Source organism: Lachnoclostridium sp. An169 (assembly GCF_002160525.1).
Taxonomy (GTDB): domain Bacteria; phylum Bacillota; class Clostridia; order Lachnospirales; family Lachnospiraceae; genus Mediterraneibacter; species Mediterraneibacter cottocaccae.
The window spans coordinates 71,102-90,393 of the sequence record NZ_NFKT01000020.1 but is presented as its reverse complement, the minus strand read 5'-3'; the positions used below and the strand labels follow the sequence as shown (position 1 = coordinate 90,393).

18 protein-coding genes and 1 tRNA gene are annotated in these 19,292 nt (G+C 52.0%); 16 read left to right on the top strand and 3 right to left on the bottom strand.

All coding sequences use genetic code 11. From position 1 onward, the window contains the following. Positions 1-877 precede the first annotated feature (877 nt). Positions 878-1,129: an HPr family phosphocarrier protein gene (locus B5F07_RS14225; RefSeq protein WP_087161939.1), complete on the top strand. Its 252-nt coding sequence runs from the start codon at positions 878-880 to the stop codon at positions 1,127-1,129. A 104-nt stretch (positions 1,130-1,233) separates the two neighbouring features. On the opposite strand, the gene B5F07_RS14220 is transcribed toward B5F07_RS14225, so the two are convergent. Both B5F07_RS14220 and B5F07_RS14215 read right to left on the bottom strand, forming a co-directional pair. Continuing rightward, a complete protein-coding gene (locus B5F07_RS14220) occupies positions 1,234-2,601 on the bottom strand; it encodes an MATE family efflux transporter (RefSeq protein ID WP_087161938.1) in 1,368 nt (455 codons plus the stop codon). A 274-nt stretch (positions 2,602-2,875) separates the two neighbouring features. Then, positions 2,876-3,436 (bottom strand): manganese efflux pump MntP, encoded by a 561-nt coding sequence (locus B5F07_RS14215; protein ID WP_087161937.1) that lies wholly within the window; start codon positions 3,434-3,436, stop codon positions 2,876-2,878. Between the two features lie 306 nt (positions 3,437-3,742). Here B5F07_RS14215 and B5F07_RS14210 point away from each other — a divergent pair, with 306 nt between their 5' ends. The 10 genes from B5F07_RS14210 to B5F07_RS14165 all read left to right on the top strand — a co-directional run bounded on the left by B5F07_RS14210 (position 3,743) and on the right by B5F07_RS14165 (position 13,852). Next, positions 3,743-4,420: a response regulator transcription factor gene (locus B5F07_RS14210; protein ID WP_087161936.1), complete on the top strand. Its 678-nt coding sequence runs from the start codon at positions 3,743-3,745 to the stop codon at positions 4,418-4,420. Beyond that, positions 4,421-5,980, top strand: coding sequence for a sensor histidine kinase (locus B5F07_RS14205; protein ID WP_087161935.1), 1,560 nt, complete (start codon positions 4,421-4,423; stop codon positions 5,978-5,980). A 168-nt stretch (positions 5,981-6,148) separates the two neighbouring features. Then, positions 6,149-7,576 carry an alanine/glycine:cation symporter family protein gene (locus B5F07_RS14200; RefSeq protein ID WP_087161934.1) on the top strand — a complete coding sequence of 476 codons (1,428 nt, stop codon included), beginning with the start codon at positions 6,149-6,151 and terminating at the stop codon, positions 7,574-7,576. Positions 7,577-7,617: 41 nt separating this feature from the next. Next, on the top strand, positions 7,618-8,223 hold the full coding sequence (gene hisH, locus B5F07_RS14195) for an imidazole glycerol phosphate synthase subunit HisH (RefSeq protein WP_087161933.1): 606 nt from the start codon (positions 7,618-7,620) through the stop codon (positions 8,221-8,223). A gap of 53 nt (positions 8,224-8,276) precedes the next feature. Then, positions 8,277-9,038 (top strand): imidazole glycerol phosphate synthase subunit HisF, encoded by a 762-nt coding sequence (gene hisF, locus B5F07_RS14190; protein WP_087161932.1) that lies wholly within the window; start codon positions 8,277-8,279, stop codon positions 9,036-9,038. A gap of 55 nt (positions 9,039-9,093) precedes the next feature. Further along, complete coding sequence (ung, locus tag B5F07_RS14185; RefSeq protein WP_087161931.1) at positions 9,094-9,762, top strand: uracil-DNA glycosylase; 669 nt, start codon at positions 9,094-9,096, stop codon at positions 9,760-9,762. Positions 9,763-9,848: 86 nt separating this feature from the next. Continuing rightward, positions 9,849-9,919 (top strand) — tRNA-Gly (locus tag B5F07_RS14180). A 166-nt stretch (positions 9,920-10,085) separates the two neighbouring features. Next, complete coding sequence (locus B5F07_RS14175; RefSeq protein WP_087161930.1) at positions 10,086-10,862, top strand: ABC transporter ATP-binding protein; 777 nt, start codon at positions 10,086-10,088, stop codon at positions 10,860-10,862. Continuing rightward, positions 10,849-12,495, top strand: a complete 1,647-nt coding sequence (locus B5F07_RS14170; protein ID WP_242972537.1) for a COG1361 S-layer family protein — start codon at positions 10,849-10,851, stop codon at positions 12,493-12,495. The genes B5F07_RS14175 and B5F07_RS14170 overlap by 14 nt, the downstream gene beginning before the upstream one ends. Further along, positions 12,458-13,852 (top strand): ABC transporter permease, encoded by a 1,395-nt coding sequence (locus tag B5F07_RS14165; protein WP_087161929.1) that lies wholly within the window; start codon positions 12,458-12,460, stop codon positions 13,850-13,852. The genes B5F07_RS14170 and B5F07_RS14165 overlap by 38 nt, the downstream gene beginning before the upstream one ends. A gap of 65 nt (positions 13,853-13,917) precedes the next feature. On the opposite strand, the gene B5F07_RS14160 is transcribed toward B5F07_RS14165, so the two are convergent. Beyond that, complete coding sequence (locus tag B5F07_RS14160) at positions 13,918-14,181, bottom strand: hypothetical protein (protein ID WP_087161928.1); 264 nt, start codon at positions 14,179-14,181, stop codon at positions 13,918-13,920. Positions 14,182-14,339: 158 nt separating this feature from the next. On the opposite strand from B5F07_RS14160, the gene B5F07_RS14155 reads away from it, so the two are divergent. The 5 genes from B5F07_RS14155 (at position 14,340) to B5F07_RS14135 (ending at position 19,260) form a co-directional block, all read left to right on the top strand. Then, entirely contained in the window at positions 14,340-14,771 is a 432-nt protein-coding gene (locus tag B5F07_RS14155) for a hypothetical protein (RefSeq protein ID WP_087161927.1), read from the top strand. A gap of 16 nt (positions 14,772-14,787) precedes the next feature. Beyond that, positions 14,788-15,831 carry a PTS transporter subunit IIC gene (locus B5F07_RS14150; RefSeq protein ID WP_087161926.1) on the top strand — a complete coding sequence of 348 codons (1,044 nt, stop codon included), beginning with the start codon at positions 14,788-14,790 and terminating at the stop codon, positions 15,829-15,831. Between the two features lie 90 nt (positions 15,832-15,921). Next, complete coding sequence (locus B5F07_RS14145) at positions 15,922-16,662, top strand: GTP pyrophosphokinase (protein ID WP_087161925.1); 741 nt, start codon at positions 15,922-15,924, stop codon at positions 16,660-16,662. Positions 16,663-16,828: 166 nt separating this feature from the next. After that, positions 16,829-18,685, top strand: coding sequence for a heavy metal translocating P-type ATPase (locus B5F07_RS14140; RefSeq protein WP_087161924.1), 1,857 nt, complete (start codon positions 16,829-16,831; stop codon positions 18,683-18,685). A gap of 20 nt (positions 18,686-18,705) precedes the next feature. Beyond that, positions 18,706-19,260, top strand: a complete 555-nt coding sequence (locus B5F07_RS14135) for a tetratricopeptide repeat protein (protein ID WP_087161923.1) — start codon at positions 18,706-18,708, stop codon at positions 19,258-19,260. Positions 19,261-19,292: the final 32 nt, after the last annotated feature.

The window sequence follows — 19,292 nt, the reverse complement described above, 5'->3', positions numbered from 1 at the left end:
TAGCTGCCGGTTTAACCATAAAAAATCTTATCCTTGTTCCTGCACTTACATCCTGATTTACTGATACCGAAATTTTGCCATTTTGCGTAGAAAATCATTTATAAGTGGCCTAATCATTATACCATTTACCTTCATAGGCTGGCTTCTCCTCTTGAAGTGAAAAACATAGAAAACGCGTTCATTATTTCTGCTGCCAGAATACAATCCAATATAATTTTCCATTTTAATAATATAATAGGCGATATCGAGTGACTATCTACTTTCGGTAAAATCTGTGTAAATTATAAGGAAAATTGAACAATCGTGACACTATCTTGTCATACATGAGAAGATACAGAAGAAAGAATGCAGGGTAGATCGTTTTGATAATCTCCTTAAGTTGAGAGAACTTCCCTACTTTATTTGGATGTAACCACATGATGTTCATATATGCAGATAACGGTTAACTGTTGCGATTTTGTGAACAAACAAAGCAAGAGAAAGAGAAAGACAGAGGCAATGATTTATAAATTGATATAGTTGTAATTATCCGTGCCGCCCCCTTAAAAGATTGGTGCAAAGAAAATATCCGCGTCAGAAGTGGTGCGGCAGACCAATTTTTCTAAATGGCCTTTTTCTCTCACTTTCCAGAATGGTGCAATCTGATCTATGAGCAAGCCCTAAAATAATCTAAAATGAGTACAAAAAAGCGGGACACCCCCGTAATTTACAGGGGTGTCCTATAATTTCTCGCCGCTATGCGATATCCATAGACGACGTCATAATCTGTACCATTCTCCATGAATGTTAAGAAAAGATTAAAATTGAATTTTCAGCTTGCCCAATTTGCAAACCTGGTTTATACTACTCAAGGTGCAAAAATGGGAGGTTTGGAAAAATGGTTGAAAAGAAGATCAAGTTTGTTACATCAGGGCAGCTGATGAGTTTTTGTAAAATATGTCAGAAGATGAAATCGGACATTGATGTGGCGGATATGTCCAACCGGAATTTTATCATTGACGGGAAATCTCTTCTGGGACTGATGTCGATAAAGCTTGGGCTGCCGATGCGGCTGATAGTAAACGGGGAGGATGAGGAACTGGCTCATCAGTACTTTACAAACTATGAGTTTGAAGGTGCGGTAAAATAAATCATGTAAAAACGAAAAAACTGCGGACATAAACCGCGCGGAAAGATATGCCGTTTCCAGCGTGGCGCGTTATGTCCGCAGTTTTTTTGACTTTCAATGGCCGCCTAAAACGGTGCGAAGGCGCCCTTCTGATACCGCCTCAGAAGAAAATATGCGGCAACAGCGGCGCAGAGCTCTCCTGCGGGGAAGGAAATCCATACTCCTGCAGGACCGATCAGTCTGGCCAGAATGAGGCTTAACGGAATAGTGATTACAAACTGGCGCAGAAGAGAGATGATCAGTGAGTTCCTGCCGCTCCCCAGCGCCTCAAAGGTGCCGGAGTAGATGACGCCGATAGAGGAGACCAGGAAGCCCAGGCTGATGATCCTCAGTGCAGTCGTGCCTGCTTCCATCAGTTCGGCGTCAGCGTCAAACAGGGAGAGGATCTGTCCGGGGATCAGCAGGGCGAGCAATGTGCCTGCAAGCATGAGTACGGCCGCACAGGCAAGACTGTAGCGGATTGTGGTTTTCACCCGCTTTGCCTTGCCGGCGCCGTAGTTGTATCCGATGATCGGGCGCATACCCTGGACGATCCCGTTTGCAGGCATATAGATGAATGTCTGAAGCTTGAAATATACGCCCAGGACTGCTACATAGACTTCGGAGAACGCTACCAGGATGCGGTTTAATATGCTGACCAGCACGGAGGGCAGCAGCATCATGATGCTGGAGGGGATGCCCACCCGGTAGATCTGGGCGATAATCTTCCTGTCGAATACAAGGTACTTCGGATGGATTTTCACTGCATACGGTCTTCTCAGGTAGGCGATGACGTAGAGCAGGAAGGAACCGATCTGGCCGAGCACAGTGGCGATGGCAGCTCCGGTGACGCCGAGTGCGGGGAAGCCCAGAAGCCCGAAGATCATGATCGGGTCCAGGATAATGTTGATAATACATCCTGCCGCCAGGAAATACATGGTGATTTTCATTTCCCCGATTCCCTGGAAGATCTTTTCAAAGGAGATCTGCAGCAGAGAGCCGAAGGAAAAGCAGAGCACAATGTATGTATAGTCGCAGGCATCCCGGTAGACGTCCGGGTTGTCCGTGAACAGGGAGAGAAAAGGTCCGGTGATAAAGATGCCTGCCAGGATGAAGAGAACGCAGTGCAGTACGGTCAGTGCCATTCCCAGCGTGGCGGCCCGGTCTGCCTTCTCCTGGTTCCCGGAACCTAAGTGGATGGAGATGGCGGAGCTGATTCCTACGCCGATGCCCACAGCCACAGATACGATGGCGTTCTGGAGCGGATAGGCGAGAGAGACGGCAGTCAGCGCTCCGGTTCCGAGCCAGGATACGTAGATGCTGTCAACGATGTTGTAGAGAGACTGGATGAGCATGGACAGCATCATTGGGAAGGACATGGACAGAAGCAGTGAGAATACAGGTTTTGTCTGCATAAATGTATTTTTCTTTTCGGGTGCGGTGTTGTTTTCCATAGACAGATGATCTCCTTTTATTTATTGATGATTCATATAATTTTGCATATAAAAAAGCCATATGCCTGTTTGAATTCTGAAACAGGAAAACCATATGACTTGAAATAATAATATGAAATTCTTTAACCTCACGTAATCATAACACAGCCCGGGAGACATGTCAACTGACCCGTGGGATGCCGTGACCCGCGGGATGCCGTGGCCTGCGTGATGAACGTCTGCAGGATGCCGCTGGCCTGCGGGATGAGCGTATGTTCCCGGGGATTTCCGTGCCTTACAGGATGCCCAGGTGTTCGACAAGAATCTTTACGCCCAGGATGATCAGGATGACCCCTCCGGCAAATTCAGCCCTGGATTTGTATTTTGTGCCGAATACATTTCCGATCTTTACTCCGATGGCGGATATGATGAAGGTGGTCACGCCGATAAAGGAGACGGCGGCGAAGAGGTGGACGTCCAGGAATGCAAATGTGATCCCTACGGCGAGGGCGTCAATGCTTGTCGCCACGGCCAGGAGGAACATGGTTTTGATATCCAGGGAATCGTCCTCCTTCTCGCAGTCTTTTGAACAGGCTTCCTTGATCATGTTTGCGCCGATGATCCCGAGCAGGATGAAGGCGATCCAGTGGTCGATGGCGGTGATCTTATCGCGGAACTGATAGCCCAGCAGATAGCCGATGGCAGGCATCAGCGCCTGGAAACCTCCGAACCACAGCCCTACAATGCCGGCCTTTTTCAGTGAAATCTTTGGCATGGCGAGCCCCTTACAGACAGAGACCGCGAAGGCGTCCATGGAGAGCCCCACGGCAAGAATGAAAAGTTCCAGTAATCCCATTTTTTAATTCTCCTTTGTAAAAAATAAAATAAAAAGCAGGTGCCCTGCCGCACCTGCCGGTAAAAACATGTACAGCAAAGACACTGTACATGAGTCTCACTATTTAAGATAAGCCAGACTTCAGAAAGTCAGTATGTTGACTTACCACGTATAAGCATACGCCAACTACTCCCTCATGAACTGATAGTATATTATCATTAACGTCTCTGTTTTGCAAGGGAAAAATCATCTCTGCGGACACATTATTGACATACTTTCCTGCTAATATTAGGATATTGGATAGTAAGATGCGAGGAGAAGAACACTATGGAAAAAGCAAAGATACTTGTTGTCGATGATGAGAGCAGGATGCGCAAGCTTGTGAAGGACTTCCTTGTGCGGGAGGGCTACACGGTGCTGGAGGCCGGAGACGGGATGGAGGCGATGGATATTTTCTATGAGGAAAAGGACCTGTCGCTGGTCATTCTGGATGTGATGATGCCGAAGATGGACGGATGGCAGGTGTGCCGGGAGATCCGGGAGTCCTCGAAAATTCCGATTATCATGCTTACCGCGCGCGCAGAGGAGCGGGACGAGCTGCAGGGGTTTGAACTGGGCGTGGATGAGTATATTTCCAAGCCGTTCAGCCCGAAGATTCTTGTGGCAAGGGTCAACGCGATCCTGAGAAGGACCATGGGAAGCGCAGGGGGCGATACGCTGGAGGCGGGCGGCATTGTGATCGACAAGGCGGCCCACATCGTGAAGATTGACGGGAAGCCGGTAGAACTCAGTTACAAGGAATTTGAGCTTCTGGCCTATTTTGTGGAGAATCAGGGGATTGCCCTGTCCAGGGAAAAGATTCTGAATAATGTGTGGAACTATGATTACTTCGGGGACGCCAGAACGATCGATACCCATGTGAAAAAGCTCAGAAGCAAACTGGGAGATAAAGGGGAATATATCAAGACCATCTGGGGGATGGGCTACAAATTCGAGGTGGACTAAATGAAGTATTCAATCCGAAGGCAGATGACGGTCATTTTTGTCGGCGTACTTGTCTTTATCCTTGGTTCTCTTTTTGTTGCCAACTCCAATTTTCTGGAGGACTATTATGTTTCCCACAAAGAGAAGGAACTGATCAGCACTTACGACCGGATCAACCGGATGCTGGCGAATGACAGTTTTGACAGCACGGATATGCAGAACCAGATCCGCAGACAGACAGAGCGGGGCAATATCGACCTGTGTGCGATGAACGTGGACAGCAGCGGGAATATCCAGGTTACATTTATCACGGAAAATGAGGAGCGGAGCTTTCTGTATTTCCAGATGGTGAGGAATTTCTTCGCTGTCACGAACAACTATGACAACGGATACCGTCTCGGCAAGATCACAGATCCCCAGAATAACACGGATTATCTGGAAATGTCCGGCTTTTTCGATGACGGCTCCTTCTTTACCATGAGGAGTCCTCTTGCGAGTATCCGGGAGAGTGCGGCTCTTGCCAACCAGTTCCTGATATATCTGGGCGTCATCGGAGTTGTGCTGGGTGCGGTGCTTATCTGGCTTTTCTCCAGAAAGATTACAAAGCCGCTTCTGGAGCTGGCGCAGCTCTCGGAAAATATGGCGAACCTGAATTTTGATGCCAAATATACAAGCGGCGGCAACGATGAGATCGGCATCCTGGGGGAAAATTTCAATCGCATGTCACGGCAGCTTGAGCAGACCATATCAGAGCTGAAAAGTGCCAACAACCAGCTGCAGAAGGACCTGGAACAGAAGGAGAAGATCGAGGATATGAGAAATGAGTTCCTGGGAAATGTCTCCCATGAGCTCAAGACGCCTATCGCACTGATCCAGGGATATGCGGAAGGTCTGAAAGAAGGGGTTAACGACGATCCGGAGAGCCGGGAATTCTACTGCGACGTTATTATGGATGAGGCGTCCAAGATGAACATGATGGTGAAGAATCTGCTTACCCTCAACCAGTTGGAGTTCGGTTCCGACGAGGTGCAGTTTGAGCGGTTCGACATCACCGGGCTTGTGCAGGGAGTCATCTCAAGCTGCGAGATACTCATCCAGCAGGCGGGAGCGGCAGTGGACTTTGTCGTAGACGGTCCGATCTATGTGTGGGCGGATGAGTTTAAGACGGAACAGGTGGTCCGCAACTATCTCACCAATGCCATCCACCATGTGGAAAACGAGAAGCGGATCGAAGTGAGAATCATCCGGACAGATGGAAAAGCCCGCGTGACGGTATTCAACAGCGGCAAACCGATACCGGAGGAAGATGTGCCGAAGCTGTGGGATAAGTTCTATAAAGTTGACAAGGCGCATACAAGAGAATACGGCGGAAACGGAATCGGGCTTTCCATCGTCAAGGCGATTATGGAGTCCTTCCATCAGAAATACGGGGTGAATAACTTCGACAACGGCGTGGGGTTCTGGTTCGAGCTGGACGCCAGGGCAGAGGAGGAGTATGACGGACCGGGGGACGGAACGGAGACAGACGGCGGAACGGAGGATACTTTATCACAGCGCATTGAAAACGTATCAACGCAGTAATTTGTAAAAACATTTCCTTTACAATACAGGAAAAATGATGTAAAATATTGACGTTGACATTTGACATAACGGGCATACGGCATGCCGGCTGAGACCAGTGGTATTCCGTATGCCTTATCTGTTATTGGCAGTCAATGATCGGATGAGAGAACAGGAGGAATAAAGCCGATGTATGAGAAGATCTATGATTTTGTGCAGTCTGTAGATGATGTCGTCTGGGGCTGGGGCATGATTCTGCTTCTGCTGGGAACGCATGTGTTCCTGACAATACGGACAGGATTTATCCAGAGAAAGACGATTACAAAAGGGATCCCGCTGTCTGTGTCGAAAGAGGAGAGTGCAGACGGTGAGGTCAGCCAGTTCGGAGCGCTTGCCACGGCTCTGGCGTCTACGATCGGAACCGGTAATATTATCGGTGTGGGAACGGCGATCGCCCTGGGAGGACCGGGAGCGGTGCTGTGGTGCTGGCTTACGGGCGTATTCGGGATTGCCACGAAGTATGCGGAGTCGCTGATCGCAGTCAAATACCGGGTGAAGACTCCGGACGGACGTATGCAGGGCGGTGCCATGTATGCTCTGGACCGCGGACTTCACATGAAATGGCTCGGCATGATCTTTGCGGTGTTTGCCGGATTCGCTTCTTTCGGAATCGGCTGCGCGACGCAGGTGAACGCGATTGCCGAGGTCTGCAGCAGCAACCTTGGAGTCCCTCCGGTAGCTGTAGGCATTATCATCGCTGTGCTCACGGCGTTTGTCATTTTCGGGGGAATCAGAAGCATTGCAAGTGTGTGTGAGAAACTGGTCCCGTTTATGGCGCTGTTCTATGTGATCGGCTGCCTTGTTATTCTGGGGATCAACCATGATTTCGTGATTCCGGCGATCACTACGATCTGCAGGCTGGCATTTGCGGATCAGGGAGCGGTTGTCGGAGGTCTTGTGGGCGGCGGTCTGCGCTATGCCATCCAGTACGGTGTCGCAAGAGGTCTCTTTTCCAATGAATCCGGTATGGGTTCCGCGCCTATCGCGGCAGCGGCGGCGAGAACGAAAAATCCGGTGAGACAGGCGCTTGTGTCCTCCACAGGAACATTCTGGGATACCGTTGTAGTGTGTCTGATGACCGGACTGGTGCTTGTTTCCACCATGATGAAGACACCGGAACTTGCTTCCGGCGGTATTGTGGACGGCGGACAGCTGACGACGATGGCATTTTCCCAGATTCCGTATATCGGACCATTCATTCTTGTGGTCGGCATCATTACCTTTGCCTACTCCACGATTCTCGGATGGGCGTATTACGGAGAGCGGTGCGTGGAATACTTCTCCGGAAAGATCGGGCTGATCCCGTACCGTGTTCTTTACATAATAGTAGCTTTGATCGCGCCGGTGATTGCCCTTGATCTTGTATGGCTGATCGCGGATATCCTGAATGCGCTGATGGCGATTCCGAACCTGATCGCCGTGCTGCTTCTGTCTCCGGTGATTGTGAAGGAGACAAAGAAATACGTGAACAACCTTGACGCTGTGGATGACACACCGATACCGGTAATTGAGACCGGAGTGGGCGGGAAAAAGAACGGAAAAGGTAAAAAAAGATAAAAAATAAAAAAGATAAAACATGGCTGTGAGAGGATGATAGCATGATAGCAGTGATCGATTATGATGCAGGAAATATCAAAAGTGTGGAGAAGGCGCTCCTTCTGCTCGGTCAGGAGGTTGTCATTACCGGCAGGGCGGAGGAGATCCTGCAGGCAGACAAAGTCGTGCTCCCCGGCGTGGGGGCCTTTGGCGATGCCATGGCGAATCTGAAGAGGACCGGGCTTGACGAAACCATACGCCAGGTGGCGGACAAAGGCACGCCTTTCCTGGGAATCTGCCTGGGGCTTCAGCTTCTCTTTGAGAGAAGCGATGAGGCGCCCGGTGTGGAGGGGCTTGGAATCCTGAAAGGTGAGATTCTTAAGATCCCGGATCAGCCGGGGCTGAAGATCCCCCATATGGGGTGGAATTCTCTTCACCTTGAAAATAACGGGCGGCTCTTTCGGGGAATTGAGGAAGGGGAGTATGTCTATTTTGTCCACTCCTATTATCTGAAGGCTGCAGACGAAACGATCGTGAAGGCGTCCACGGAATACGGCACGCATATCCATGCATCTGTTGAGAAAGACAATATATTCGCATGCCAGTTCCACCCGGAGAAGAGCAGCGGGGCAGGACTGCGTATTCTCAGAAATTTCGTGGAGCTGTAATGTGAGATGCTGTTCCGGAAAAGGACGGACAGCGGGAAACAGGAGGAATGGATATGTTCACAAAGAGGATTATTCCCTGCCTGGACGTAAATGCAGGCAGAGTTGTTAAAGGCGTAAATTTTGTGGATCTCAAAGATGCCGGAGATCCGGTAGAGATCGCAAAAGCCTATGATAAAGCGGGTGCGGATGAACTGGTGTTTCTTGATATCACGGCATCTTCCGATGCCCGTGCAACCGTGGTCGATATGGTGCGGAAAGTGGCGGAGTGCGTGTTTATCCCGTTTACCGTCGGCGGCGGAATCCGCACGGTGGATGATTTCCGCGCCATACTCCGGGAGGGTGCGGATAAGGTTTCCATCAATTCGTCCGCCATCAATACCCCTTCCCTCATCCGTGATGCGGCGGACAAGTTCGGAAGCCAGTGCGTGGTGGTGGCGATTGACGCAAAACGCCGGGCAGACGGCAGCGGATGGAATATTTATAAAAACGGCGGCAGGATCGATGTTGGTATCGATGCGGTAGAGTGGGCGAAGAAAGCAGAATCCCTGGGAGCCGGGGAGATCCTTCTCACAAGTATGGACTGCGACGGCACAAAAGCGGGGTACGACCTGGAACTGACCCGTGCTGTTGCCGACAGTGTGTCCATTCCGGTGATCGCTTCCGGCGGCGCGGGGACAAAGGAACACTTCAAAGAAGCACTGACTGTGGGCGGGGCGGACGCGGCGCTTGCGGCTTCCCTCTTCCACTATAAGGAGCTTGAGATCCGGGAAGTGAAGGAGTATCTCCGGCAGGAAGGTGTGCCGGTGAGACTGTGAAAGCTGTAAAACCGGCGGAAAATCAGAAAATATTACGGACGATAAGGAGACGGATATGGCAGGATTAAACGGCGACTGGTATGAAGCGTTAAAAGGGGAATTTTCCAAACCATATTATAAGAAACTGTTTGAGACGGTAAACCACGAATATAAGACAAGGCTGATCTTTCCGCCCGCGTCAGATATCTTCAATGCATTTCATCTGACGCCCCTGAAAGATGTGAAAGTGGTTATCCTGGGGCAGGATCCCTACCACAACAACGGGCAGGCACACGGTCTGTGCTTTTCCGTGCAGAAGGGGGTGGAGATCCCTCCGTCTCTGGTGAACATCTATCAGGAGCTTCATGACGATCTGGGCTGTACGATTCCGAACCACGGCTGCCTGACAAAATGGGCGGAACAGGGAGTGCTCATGCTCAACACGGTGCTGACCGTGCGGGCCCATCAGGCGAACTCCCACCGGGGGATCGGCTGGGAAGAGTTTACCGATGCGGCGATTATGGCGCTGAACAGCCAGGACCGTCCCATCGTTTTCATCCTGTGGGGAGCGCCGGCGCAGCGGAAAAAAGCGATGCTGAACAATCCGAAACATCTGATTCTGACAGCGCCCCATCCGAGCCCGCTCTCCGCTTTCCGCGGGTTCTTCGGCAGCAGGCCGTTCAGCAAGACGAATGCTTTTCTGGAAGCGCATGGAATCGAGCCCATAGACTGGCAGATCGAGTGAGAAAAGACACTGAAAAAGACGGCAGGAGTGCGTAAAAAGTTCTTGCAATTTCAAGGGAACAGAGGTATAATTAATCTCGTTCCGATGCAGATGTAGTTCATCGGTAGAACTCCAGCTTCCCAAGCTGGCGAGGCGGGTTCGATTCCCGTCATCTGCTCTCGAAAAGTCCCGTATTTACGGGACTTTTTTTGTGAGGAAATATATCTTTTTTCGGACAGAAAATTCTGTATTCACAATCTTAAGAAAATCTTCATAATTATCTAAGGAAAATCCCGTATATCTTTGTTAAAATTTTACTATATGGCAAAAATGAGGAGGAGAACGTGAAGCGTGTAATCAGTGTAAAAAATCTGTACAAACTCTACCGCGTCGGAGATTCGGTTGTCCACGCCCTGGACGGGGTGAGCTTCGATATCTTTGAAGGAGAGTTCTGTGCGATCGTGGGTACGTCCGGATCCGGGAAGTCCACGCTCCTGAATATGCTGGCAGGTCTGGAGAAACCGACCCGGGGCGAAGTGGTTGTCGCCGGCAGGCATATTGAGAAAATGAACGAGGATGAGCTTGTGAAGTTCCGCCGGGAGAATGTGGGTTTCATCTTCCAGTCGTTTCACCTGATCGGGACGATGAATGCCCTGGAGAATGTGGCGATGCCCCTGATGTTTAAGGGAGAACCGCTGAAGAGCAGGATGAAGAAGGCGGAACAGATGCTTGCTCTGGTGGATCTGAAAAAGCACCGGAAGCATCTGCCGAACCAGATGTCAGGAGGACAGCAGCAGAGAGTCGGCGTGGCGAGAGCGCTTGTGGCGGATCCGAAGATCATCTTTGCGGATGAGCCTACGGGGAATCTGGATTCCCATACATCCGAGGATGTGATGCACCTGATGCAGAGGATCGTAAGGGAGCAGAAACGCACACTTGTGATGGTAACCCACGACAATCATCTGGCGGGATATGCGGACCGGGTGTTCCACATATCAGACGGAAAGATCATCCGGGTGGAAGAGAACCGCCCTGCCGCCGGAGAATACCGGAAAAAAGAAGCGGGACCGGAAGAGTCCGGGAAAAAGAATGAGGGAGGAGACAGACATGAAGCCGATTAAAAAGACAGGAGTAAAAATATTCTGCGCCGCATTTGCGTGCTCCATGATTTTTTCAACAGGAGCGTGGGCGAAGAATCCGGCAGCGGAGACGAAACTGACAGGAAATACTCTGACCGGGAGCAGCGAGCAGGCCGGGAGCGGTACACTGCAGCAGATCGCGATCAGTGTGGGCGACGGACAGGACACCCCGGTGTTTGCAGCGGGAGAGAAGACCACGCTTACGATCAACGTATCCAATAAGGGAAATACAGATGCGCAGAATGTAAGGATCACCCCTGTTGTGACAAGCACGGACAAATGGCCTTTCGATATGGACAAGCTGAATTACGAGCTTGAGCTGGGGACGATTGAGGCGGGAAAGCAGGCTGCCGCGGTGTGGGGCAGCGAGAAGGAGCCGCTGACTGTAAGCAGTGATGTCACGGGAAAGTCCTATCAGCTGATGTTTCAGATTACATATGACGACGGTCAGAAAATATATGAGACAGAAAAGTATGTTTTCGTAAAGACTCAGGCGGAGGAGAAGCCGGACGACGGGGACAGCACAGACAAGCCCCAGGATCCGCAGACGCCTCAGGATCCGCAGACCCCCCAGGAGCCTTCGAATCCGGGGAGTACGGGCGGAAGTGCCGGCGGTGATGTTCTTGAACCCGGCGGCGTATACAACGAGGATCCGGTAATCTCAGGCGGCGGTGGCGGAGACACGGAGAGTGCTTCTGTTCCCAGGGTGATTGTGACCGGATTCAGCACAGAGCCTGCGGAAGTTAAGGCGGGAGATAATTTCAAGCTGATCGTGCATCTGAAGAATACGTCCAAACGGACGGGTGTCTCCAACATGCTCTTTGATTTCCAGGCTCCGGCAGCGGGGACGGACGCGGCGGCGGAGGCTCCGGCATTTCTTCCGGTGTCAGGTTCCAGTTCCGTTTATCTGGAAAATATTGCGGCGAACGGGACGAAAGACATCTCCATCGACCTGAACGCAAGGGCGGATCTTGTACAGAAGCCTTACAGCATCACCATGAGCATGCTCTATGAAGACAAAAACGCGGTACAATACGACGGACAGTCCAGCCTGGCGATCCCGGTGAAGCAGGAGGCAAGATATGAGTTCAGCGAGATCCAGGTCAACCCGGAGAGCGTATCTGTGGGAGAAGAGGCGAATATCACCTGCAATCTGTACAACCTGGGTCAGGTGAAGATGTATAACGTGAAAGTCCGTTTCGAGAGCGAGGCGATTCAGGGACAGGAACAGTTCGTGGGCAATCTGGACTCCGGCGCAACCGGAACCGTGGATGCAATCGTGAGCGCAGTAGCCGAGTCCTATGATGACTCGAACTGTAAGCTGGTGCTTTCCTATGAAGATGATGCGGGCAATGTGACTACGGTTGAACAGCCCTTTACGGTGATGGTCAGTCCGATGGAGGAGATCACGGATGTGGGGATGTATGAGGAGTTCCCTGAGGAGACTCAGAGCAGCCCGCTTCCGGGGATCCTTGCAGCCCTTGCAGCGGTCATCGTGCTGGTTGTGATCGCTGTTGTGGTTGTGGTAAAGCGCAGAAAGAAGAAGAGGATGGCAGAGGAAGAGGAGGAATTGATGGATGAGGTGGAGCGATTTACTGAGGATGAGCGCGAGTAGCCTGAAACGGCGGAAACTGCGCACGTTTCTCACGGTGCTCGGCGTGGTGATCGGTACGGCATCCATCGTGGTCATGATTTCTCTCGGCCTGGGACTGCAGCAGTCCATGTACGAGGAAGTGGAGCAGAGCGGCGGTTCGACAAGTATCACGGTGAGCGGACGCTGGGAAGGCAGCATGTACTACTATGACAGTGCGTCCGGGAGCGGGGAAGAAGAGTCCCAGACATATGTCACGGACGATTTGATCGATCAGCTCAGAAGTCTGGAACATGTGGTGAGCGCAGAGCCGGTGCTCAATGTGCAGGGGCTTGCGCTGAAAGGAAATTACGAGGCATGGCTTGATATCTACGGGATGACCCCTGAGGCGCTGGCAGACATGAAACTGGAGTTGGAGCCGGGCGGAAGCCTGCCGGATCCGGAGAGCCCGGAACTGGAGCTCCTCTATGGAAATGCTGTGATTATGAACTTCTATGACCGGAATACCGGAGAAGGATTCTGGGAGGGAAATGAACCGGATTTTGACCTGGCAAAGGACAAGATTTTTCTGATTCTGGATCAGGATACCTATTACCAGTCCCAGTATTCTGAGCCCATGGGAGGAGAGGGCGGCAGCGTATCCGGCCCGAAGACGGCGAAAAAATATGTGGTCGGCGCCTGCGGTGTGCTGGCAGGAGGCCCGGATACCTACAGCAACAATTCCTACAGTGTGTTCTGTGATCTCACCCGCCTGAAAGAGACTCTTCAGAAGGAGTTCCGCGGGAGAGCGATTCCGGGACAGCCTACGACGAAGAGCGGGAAGCCGTACAGCAAATTTGTTTATTCGTCCGCGGCAGTCCGGGCGGATGATATGGACAATGTAGAGGATCTCTGCAATACGATCCGCAGTATGGGATATGATGCATATTCAAATATCGAATATATCAACAGTATGAAAGCCAGTCTGGCATCCGTCCAGGCTGCCCTCGGCGGAATCGGAGCCGTGTCCCTTCTTGTCGCGGCGATCGGTATCGCCAACACGATGATGATGTCCATCTATGAGCGGACGAAAGAGATCGGCGTGATGAAAGTGATCGGCTGCAGCCTGCGCAATATCAGGCAGATGTTCCTTCTGGAGGCGGCGTTTATCGGATTTCTGGGAGGCGTTATCGGAAATGTGTTAAGCGCGGTGCTCTCTGCGGCAATCAATTTTGTCACATCGGGAAGCGGCATGACCTATGGCGGGACGACATCCTATATCCCTGTGTGGCTGATGCTTCTCTCCATGGGATTCGCCGTACTTGTAGGAATGGCGGCCGGCTTCTTCCCGGCGGTAAGGGCTATGAAGCTGAGCCCTCTGGCAGCGATACGAAGCGAGTAGAGAGCGGAGAAGGACAGGAAAAGATCACTGACGAAAAAACGGGCGCGGCTGTAAAAAAGCCGCGCCTATTCTTCGATTATCTGAATTTCCAGGTAGTCAAAATCGATGGAATCTACAAAATTATCCTGATAAAAACGCGCTTTTGCGTGGCGCTTGAATTCTGCAATGGTGGAGTCAAGCCAGATCGGCTTGCTCAGATCGAATTCATAGCAGACGGCATCGAGAGCGTTGAATATTTTGTGAGTGCGTGTATCTTCCGTCTCATCGCAGATGACGGTGTCCCGAAGCATCCGGTTATCTTTAAATTCTTTCGCCCATAAACGGAACATGTAAAAACTCCTTTCGAAATAAACTTCTGTTTCACAGTATATCACTATACCATGAAAGACGGGAAAAGTCACGGGGAGCTTCTTGACAGAAAAAAGAAAAATCCGTATACTGACGTGCAGAGGAAAAAAGATCACAGGATAAGCAGGAGGAACCGGAAATGATAAGAGAATGTACAGTCAGCGACATGGAGATGGTGAGAAAGTATCTGGAAGGCGAGCCTTACGGACGCGCGGTTCTTGCAGCCATCGAAAAATACGGATTTGACGAGAGGTTTCAGACCGTCTATGTGGATGTGGAAGGAGAGGTCTGCCGGGGCGTTTACCTCTGGCTGTACAGGAATCTTCTCCTGTACAGTGAGGAAAACAAGGTGGAAGTGGACTTCCTGGAGCAGATGTTCGGGATTATGGCTCCGGACCGCGTGGCGGGGAGAAAGGACAATGTCAATATCGCGAGTTGGCTTTTGACAGATTATAATATGGAAGAGACGCAGCATATGCCGGCGCTTTTTGATGAAAAAAACGAGGCTGTGGACTGCTTTGCGGGGCTTTCGGACAGCGAAGGAAGCTGGAGCGTACTTTCGAGGAACTGACGGGAAGGGGAGACAGATGAAGAGAATATTTATTGACGGTTTGAGCGGAATGGCGCAGGGGCTGTTCGCCACGCTGATCATTGGCACAATCATACAGCAGATCGGACTTTTCGCGGGAGGAGACATCGGGAACCTCATATATCTCCTGGGAAAAGTCGCGGCATCTCTCACCGGCGCGGGAATCGGTGTGGCGACTGCGAGGAAGCTGGATGCGCCGCACCTGGTGATCGCATCGGCCGGGGTGGTGGGAATGATCGGCGCGTTTGCCGGAAATATCCGCTCCGGAGCGATTCTCTCAGGCGGTGCGGTTGTCTTAAGCGGACCGGGGGAGCCTCTGGGAGCTTTTGTGGCAGCGTACATAGCCATCGAGGTCGGCATCCTGATCTCTGGAAAAACAAGGCTTGACATTATCCTGACCCCGCTGGTGTGCATCGGTCTGGGATCGGCGGTGGGACTGTTTGTGGGACCGCCGATCTCCACATTCATGTCCTGGCTTGGCTCGCTGATCAACTGGGGGACAGAACAGCAGCCCTTTGTCATGGGAATCGTGGTCTCTGTGCTCATGGGAATGATCCTGACCCTGCCCATCAGTTCCGCGGCCCTGGGAGTTATTCTCAACCTTTCCGGGCTTGCGGCGGGGGCTGCCACGGTGGGATGCTGCTGCAACATGATCGGTTTTGCGGTGGCCAGCTACCGGGAGAATAAGATCGGCGGTCTGCTCTCCCAGGGACTGGGGACATCCATGCTGCAGGTGCCGAACATTGTGCGGCATCCCCAGATCTGGATCCCGCCGATTCTCTCCAGCGCCATACTGGGGCCGGTCAGCACCATGCTGTTCCATATGACCAACAATGCCACCGGGTCCGGAATGGGGACAGCCGGGCTTGTGGGGCCGCTGATGACCTGGCAGGTTATGACGCAGACAGAAGCACAGGCGATTGTCATGCTCAAGATCGTCCTGATCCAGTTCGTGCTTCCGGCGGTGATCACCCTGCTTATATCCGAATTTATGCGGAAGAAGCGCTGGATCCATCCGGGGGATATGAAGCTGGAACTTTAGAGTTTATAAAAATAGAGTAAACTCTGTGACAACAGGTACAAAATATGGTATAATTGTCACGAACAAAACAACCAATGGGGGATGTCCGTGATGAAAGGTGAGCAACAGGTTGAGGCTGCGTTAAAGAGCTACGAGGACGTCGACAGCTGGAAGACAGTTATATTTCTTTACAATGCAGCACTCAAGGAAGTTGGGACAAAGCTGGAGATCTTAAACGATGAGTTCCAGCATGTGCATCAGTACAACCCGATTGAGCATATCAAGACCAGGATCAAGACGCCGGAAAGCATCGTGAAAAAACTGAAGCGCTACGGCTACGAGACTTCGATTGAGAATATGGTGCGGTATGTGAACGACATCGCGGGGGTACGCCTTATCTGTTCTTTTACGTCAGACATTTATCGATTGGCAGAAATGATAGGCAACCAGAGTGACTTAAAGGTGCTCTCCATCAAGGATTATATCAGATATCCCAAGGAGAGCGGGTATAAGAGCTACCATATGCTCGTGTCCGTGCCGATTTTCCTGTCGGACAGTGTTGTGGACACAAAAGTGGAGATCCAGATCCGCACGATTGCCATGGATTTCTGGGCCAGTCTGGAGCATAAGATTTATTACAAATTCGAGGGGAATGCCCCGGACTACATAAGCAGGGATCTGCGGGAATGTGCGAAGATGGTATCAGAGCTGGATGAGAAGATGCTGTCGCTGAACGAAGCGATTCAGGAGTGCATCGTGCATGACGCCAACAGAGAGTTTATGGATGACGTTCTCGACCATGTCGTAGGGACCAGGACAGAGCAGAAAAGATTTCATTTGAGTGAAAACTGAATAGCAGAGAAGAGGAGCCGGACAGGAAGAAAACTTCCTGATCCGGCTTTTTCCGCGTCTTCTGCGGCTCGACAAACAAAAACGGGTATGGTATCATGAGAGAGTACAAAAACGAGGGGGCAGGGATGCGGCAGCATTCGCGGCGTTCCTGTTTTGGGAAAAAGATATGACAAAAGAAGTGAAGTACAAAGCAGTCGAAGTCGGAGCGGGGGCGTTGATTTATGCCGGTGTCTGGGCAATGGCTTCCTATGGGATTCTGGAAGAAAGACATGCGCTGTGGGGGTTCATCCTGGCATATGCGGTAATGGCGGCGTCCACTTACTGGGAACAGTTGAAAAAAGTGCCGGGATTCCGTTTCCTGGATGAGAATCTGCTCATGATTCTCGCCACAACAGGGGCGTTCTGTGTGGGGAGAAGCCGGGAAGCTGCAGGCGCCATGCTTTTCTATCAGGTGGGAAAACTGGTGGAGGTGATCTCCTTAAGCCGAACCCGGAGATCTGTCGCAGACCTTCTTGATATCCGTCCGGAGTCTGCCATCCTGAAAGAGGAGGGCGGCGAGCGCACGGTGCTGACCCGGGAGCTGAAGAAAGGGCAGACGATTCTGCTCAGACCGGGGGAAAAGATTCCGGTGGATGCGGTTGTCACAGAGGGAAGCAGCATGATTGATATGAAGGCGCTCACCGGCGAGTCGGATCCGAAGCCGGTTGCAGTGGGGGACAGGCTTTACAGCGGAAGCGTCAATCTGACCAGCGTGCTGGAGGCGAAAGTACAGAAACTTTATCAGGATTCCACCGCCTCCCGGATCATGCGGATCGTGGAGGAGGCAAACGGGAAGAAGACAGGAGCGCTCGCCTTTGCGGACCGTTTTACCCGGTTCTACACTCCGGCGGCCATCCTGGCTGCAGTGCTTACCGTGCTCCTGCCGCCTCTGCTTTTGGGCGGGGATGAGTCCACGTGGATATACCGGGCGCTGATTATTCTGGTGGCGGCATGCCCGTGCGGGCTGATGGTGTCCCTGCCCCTTGCCTTTCTGGGCGGGATCAGCGCTGCGTCCGGACAGGGCGTTCTGGTCCGGAGCGGGGCGTGTATGGAGGCGCTGACAAAGGCGGATACCTTTGTGTTTGACAAGACGGGAACGCTTACGGAAGGCGGATTCCGGGTGAGGAAGATACTCTCTGAGGGAATGCCGGAGGAACGGCTGCTTGAGTTGGCAGCAGCGGCCGAGTGCTATTCGGAACATCCCATCGGACAGTCGCTCTGCAGCGCCTGCAGAGAGCCCATCGACCCGGACCGCGTAAGCTGTGTGAAAATATATCCGGGCTGCGGACTGCGGGCGGTAGTGGATGAATGCACGGTTTATGTGGGCAATGAGAGAATGATGGAACGGAAGAACTTCCGGTATGTGCCGGCAGATGAGCCGGGAACAGCGGTGTATGTGATCGTGGACGGCGAATATGCAGGATGCATCATTCTCTCGGATATCATAAGGCCCGGGGCGAAAAAGCTGATCCGCTGGCTGAATAAAAAGGAGCTGGCAGCGGTGATGATGACCGGCGACAATGACCGGATTGCGGAGAGCGTGGCGGCGGAACTGGGAATCAGCAGTGTGTTTGCGGAGATGATGCCCGAGGATAAGGTGGAGCAGGTCAGAAGCTTCATGGAGAGTGAGACAGAGGGTGAGAAACTTGTCTATGTGGGCGACGGGATCAACGACGCTCCGGTTCTGGTGCTGGCGGATGTAGGGATCGCCATGGGCGGCCTGGGATCCGATGCGGCTCTGGAGGCAGCCGATATTATTTTGATGGAGGACGAGCCTTCCCGGATCATCAATGCGGTCCGGATATCCGGGGCTGTGATGCGCTCGGTAAGGCAGAACATGATTTTCGCGGTGGGGATGAAAGTGGTTATGGTGATTCTGGCATTTCTCGGATATATCACCATGCAGAACGCCATTCTTGCCGATATGGTTGTTATGCTGATTAATATTCTGAATTCGTTCTGGATCACAAAGTATCCGGAGTAAGATCAGGAGGAGTATAGAGAATGAAGAACAGGACAGTAAAGATAGTGACAGCAGCACTGGCAGCAGTATTTCTGATGACGGGCTGTGCGGATGCGGCATCCCGGGGAGTGGAAGCGCTCCGTGAGGAAGACTATGCGGGTGCTCTCTCCCGGTTCCGGGAGGCTGTGGAAAGCGGCAATAAGTCCGAGATGGCGGACGGCTACCAGGGAATGGGGATGGCGTACTATGAGACCGGGGATTATGCCGCAGCCCTGGAAGCTTTCCGGAACGCCTTTGACAGCGGGGCCGAAAAGACGCCCCAGATCTGCAATATGGCGGGGGTATGCGCCATGCAGACCGGGGATTACGGGACGGCGTTGGAGTATATCCAGGCAGGACTGGAACTGACGGATACGGTGTCTGCAGAGGATGCAGACGGTGCGGAGATGATCCGGGAGATGCGCTACAATGAGATTGTCTGCTGTGAGCAGCAGGCGGACTGGGAGAGCGCAAAGCAGAAGATCACGGAATATCTGGCAGATTACCCGGATGATGAGAACGCGCAGAAAGAGGCACAATTCCTGCAGACCAGATAGAGTTGTCAGCGTTTTGTCAATATTTAGCGGTT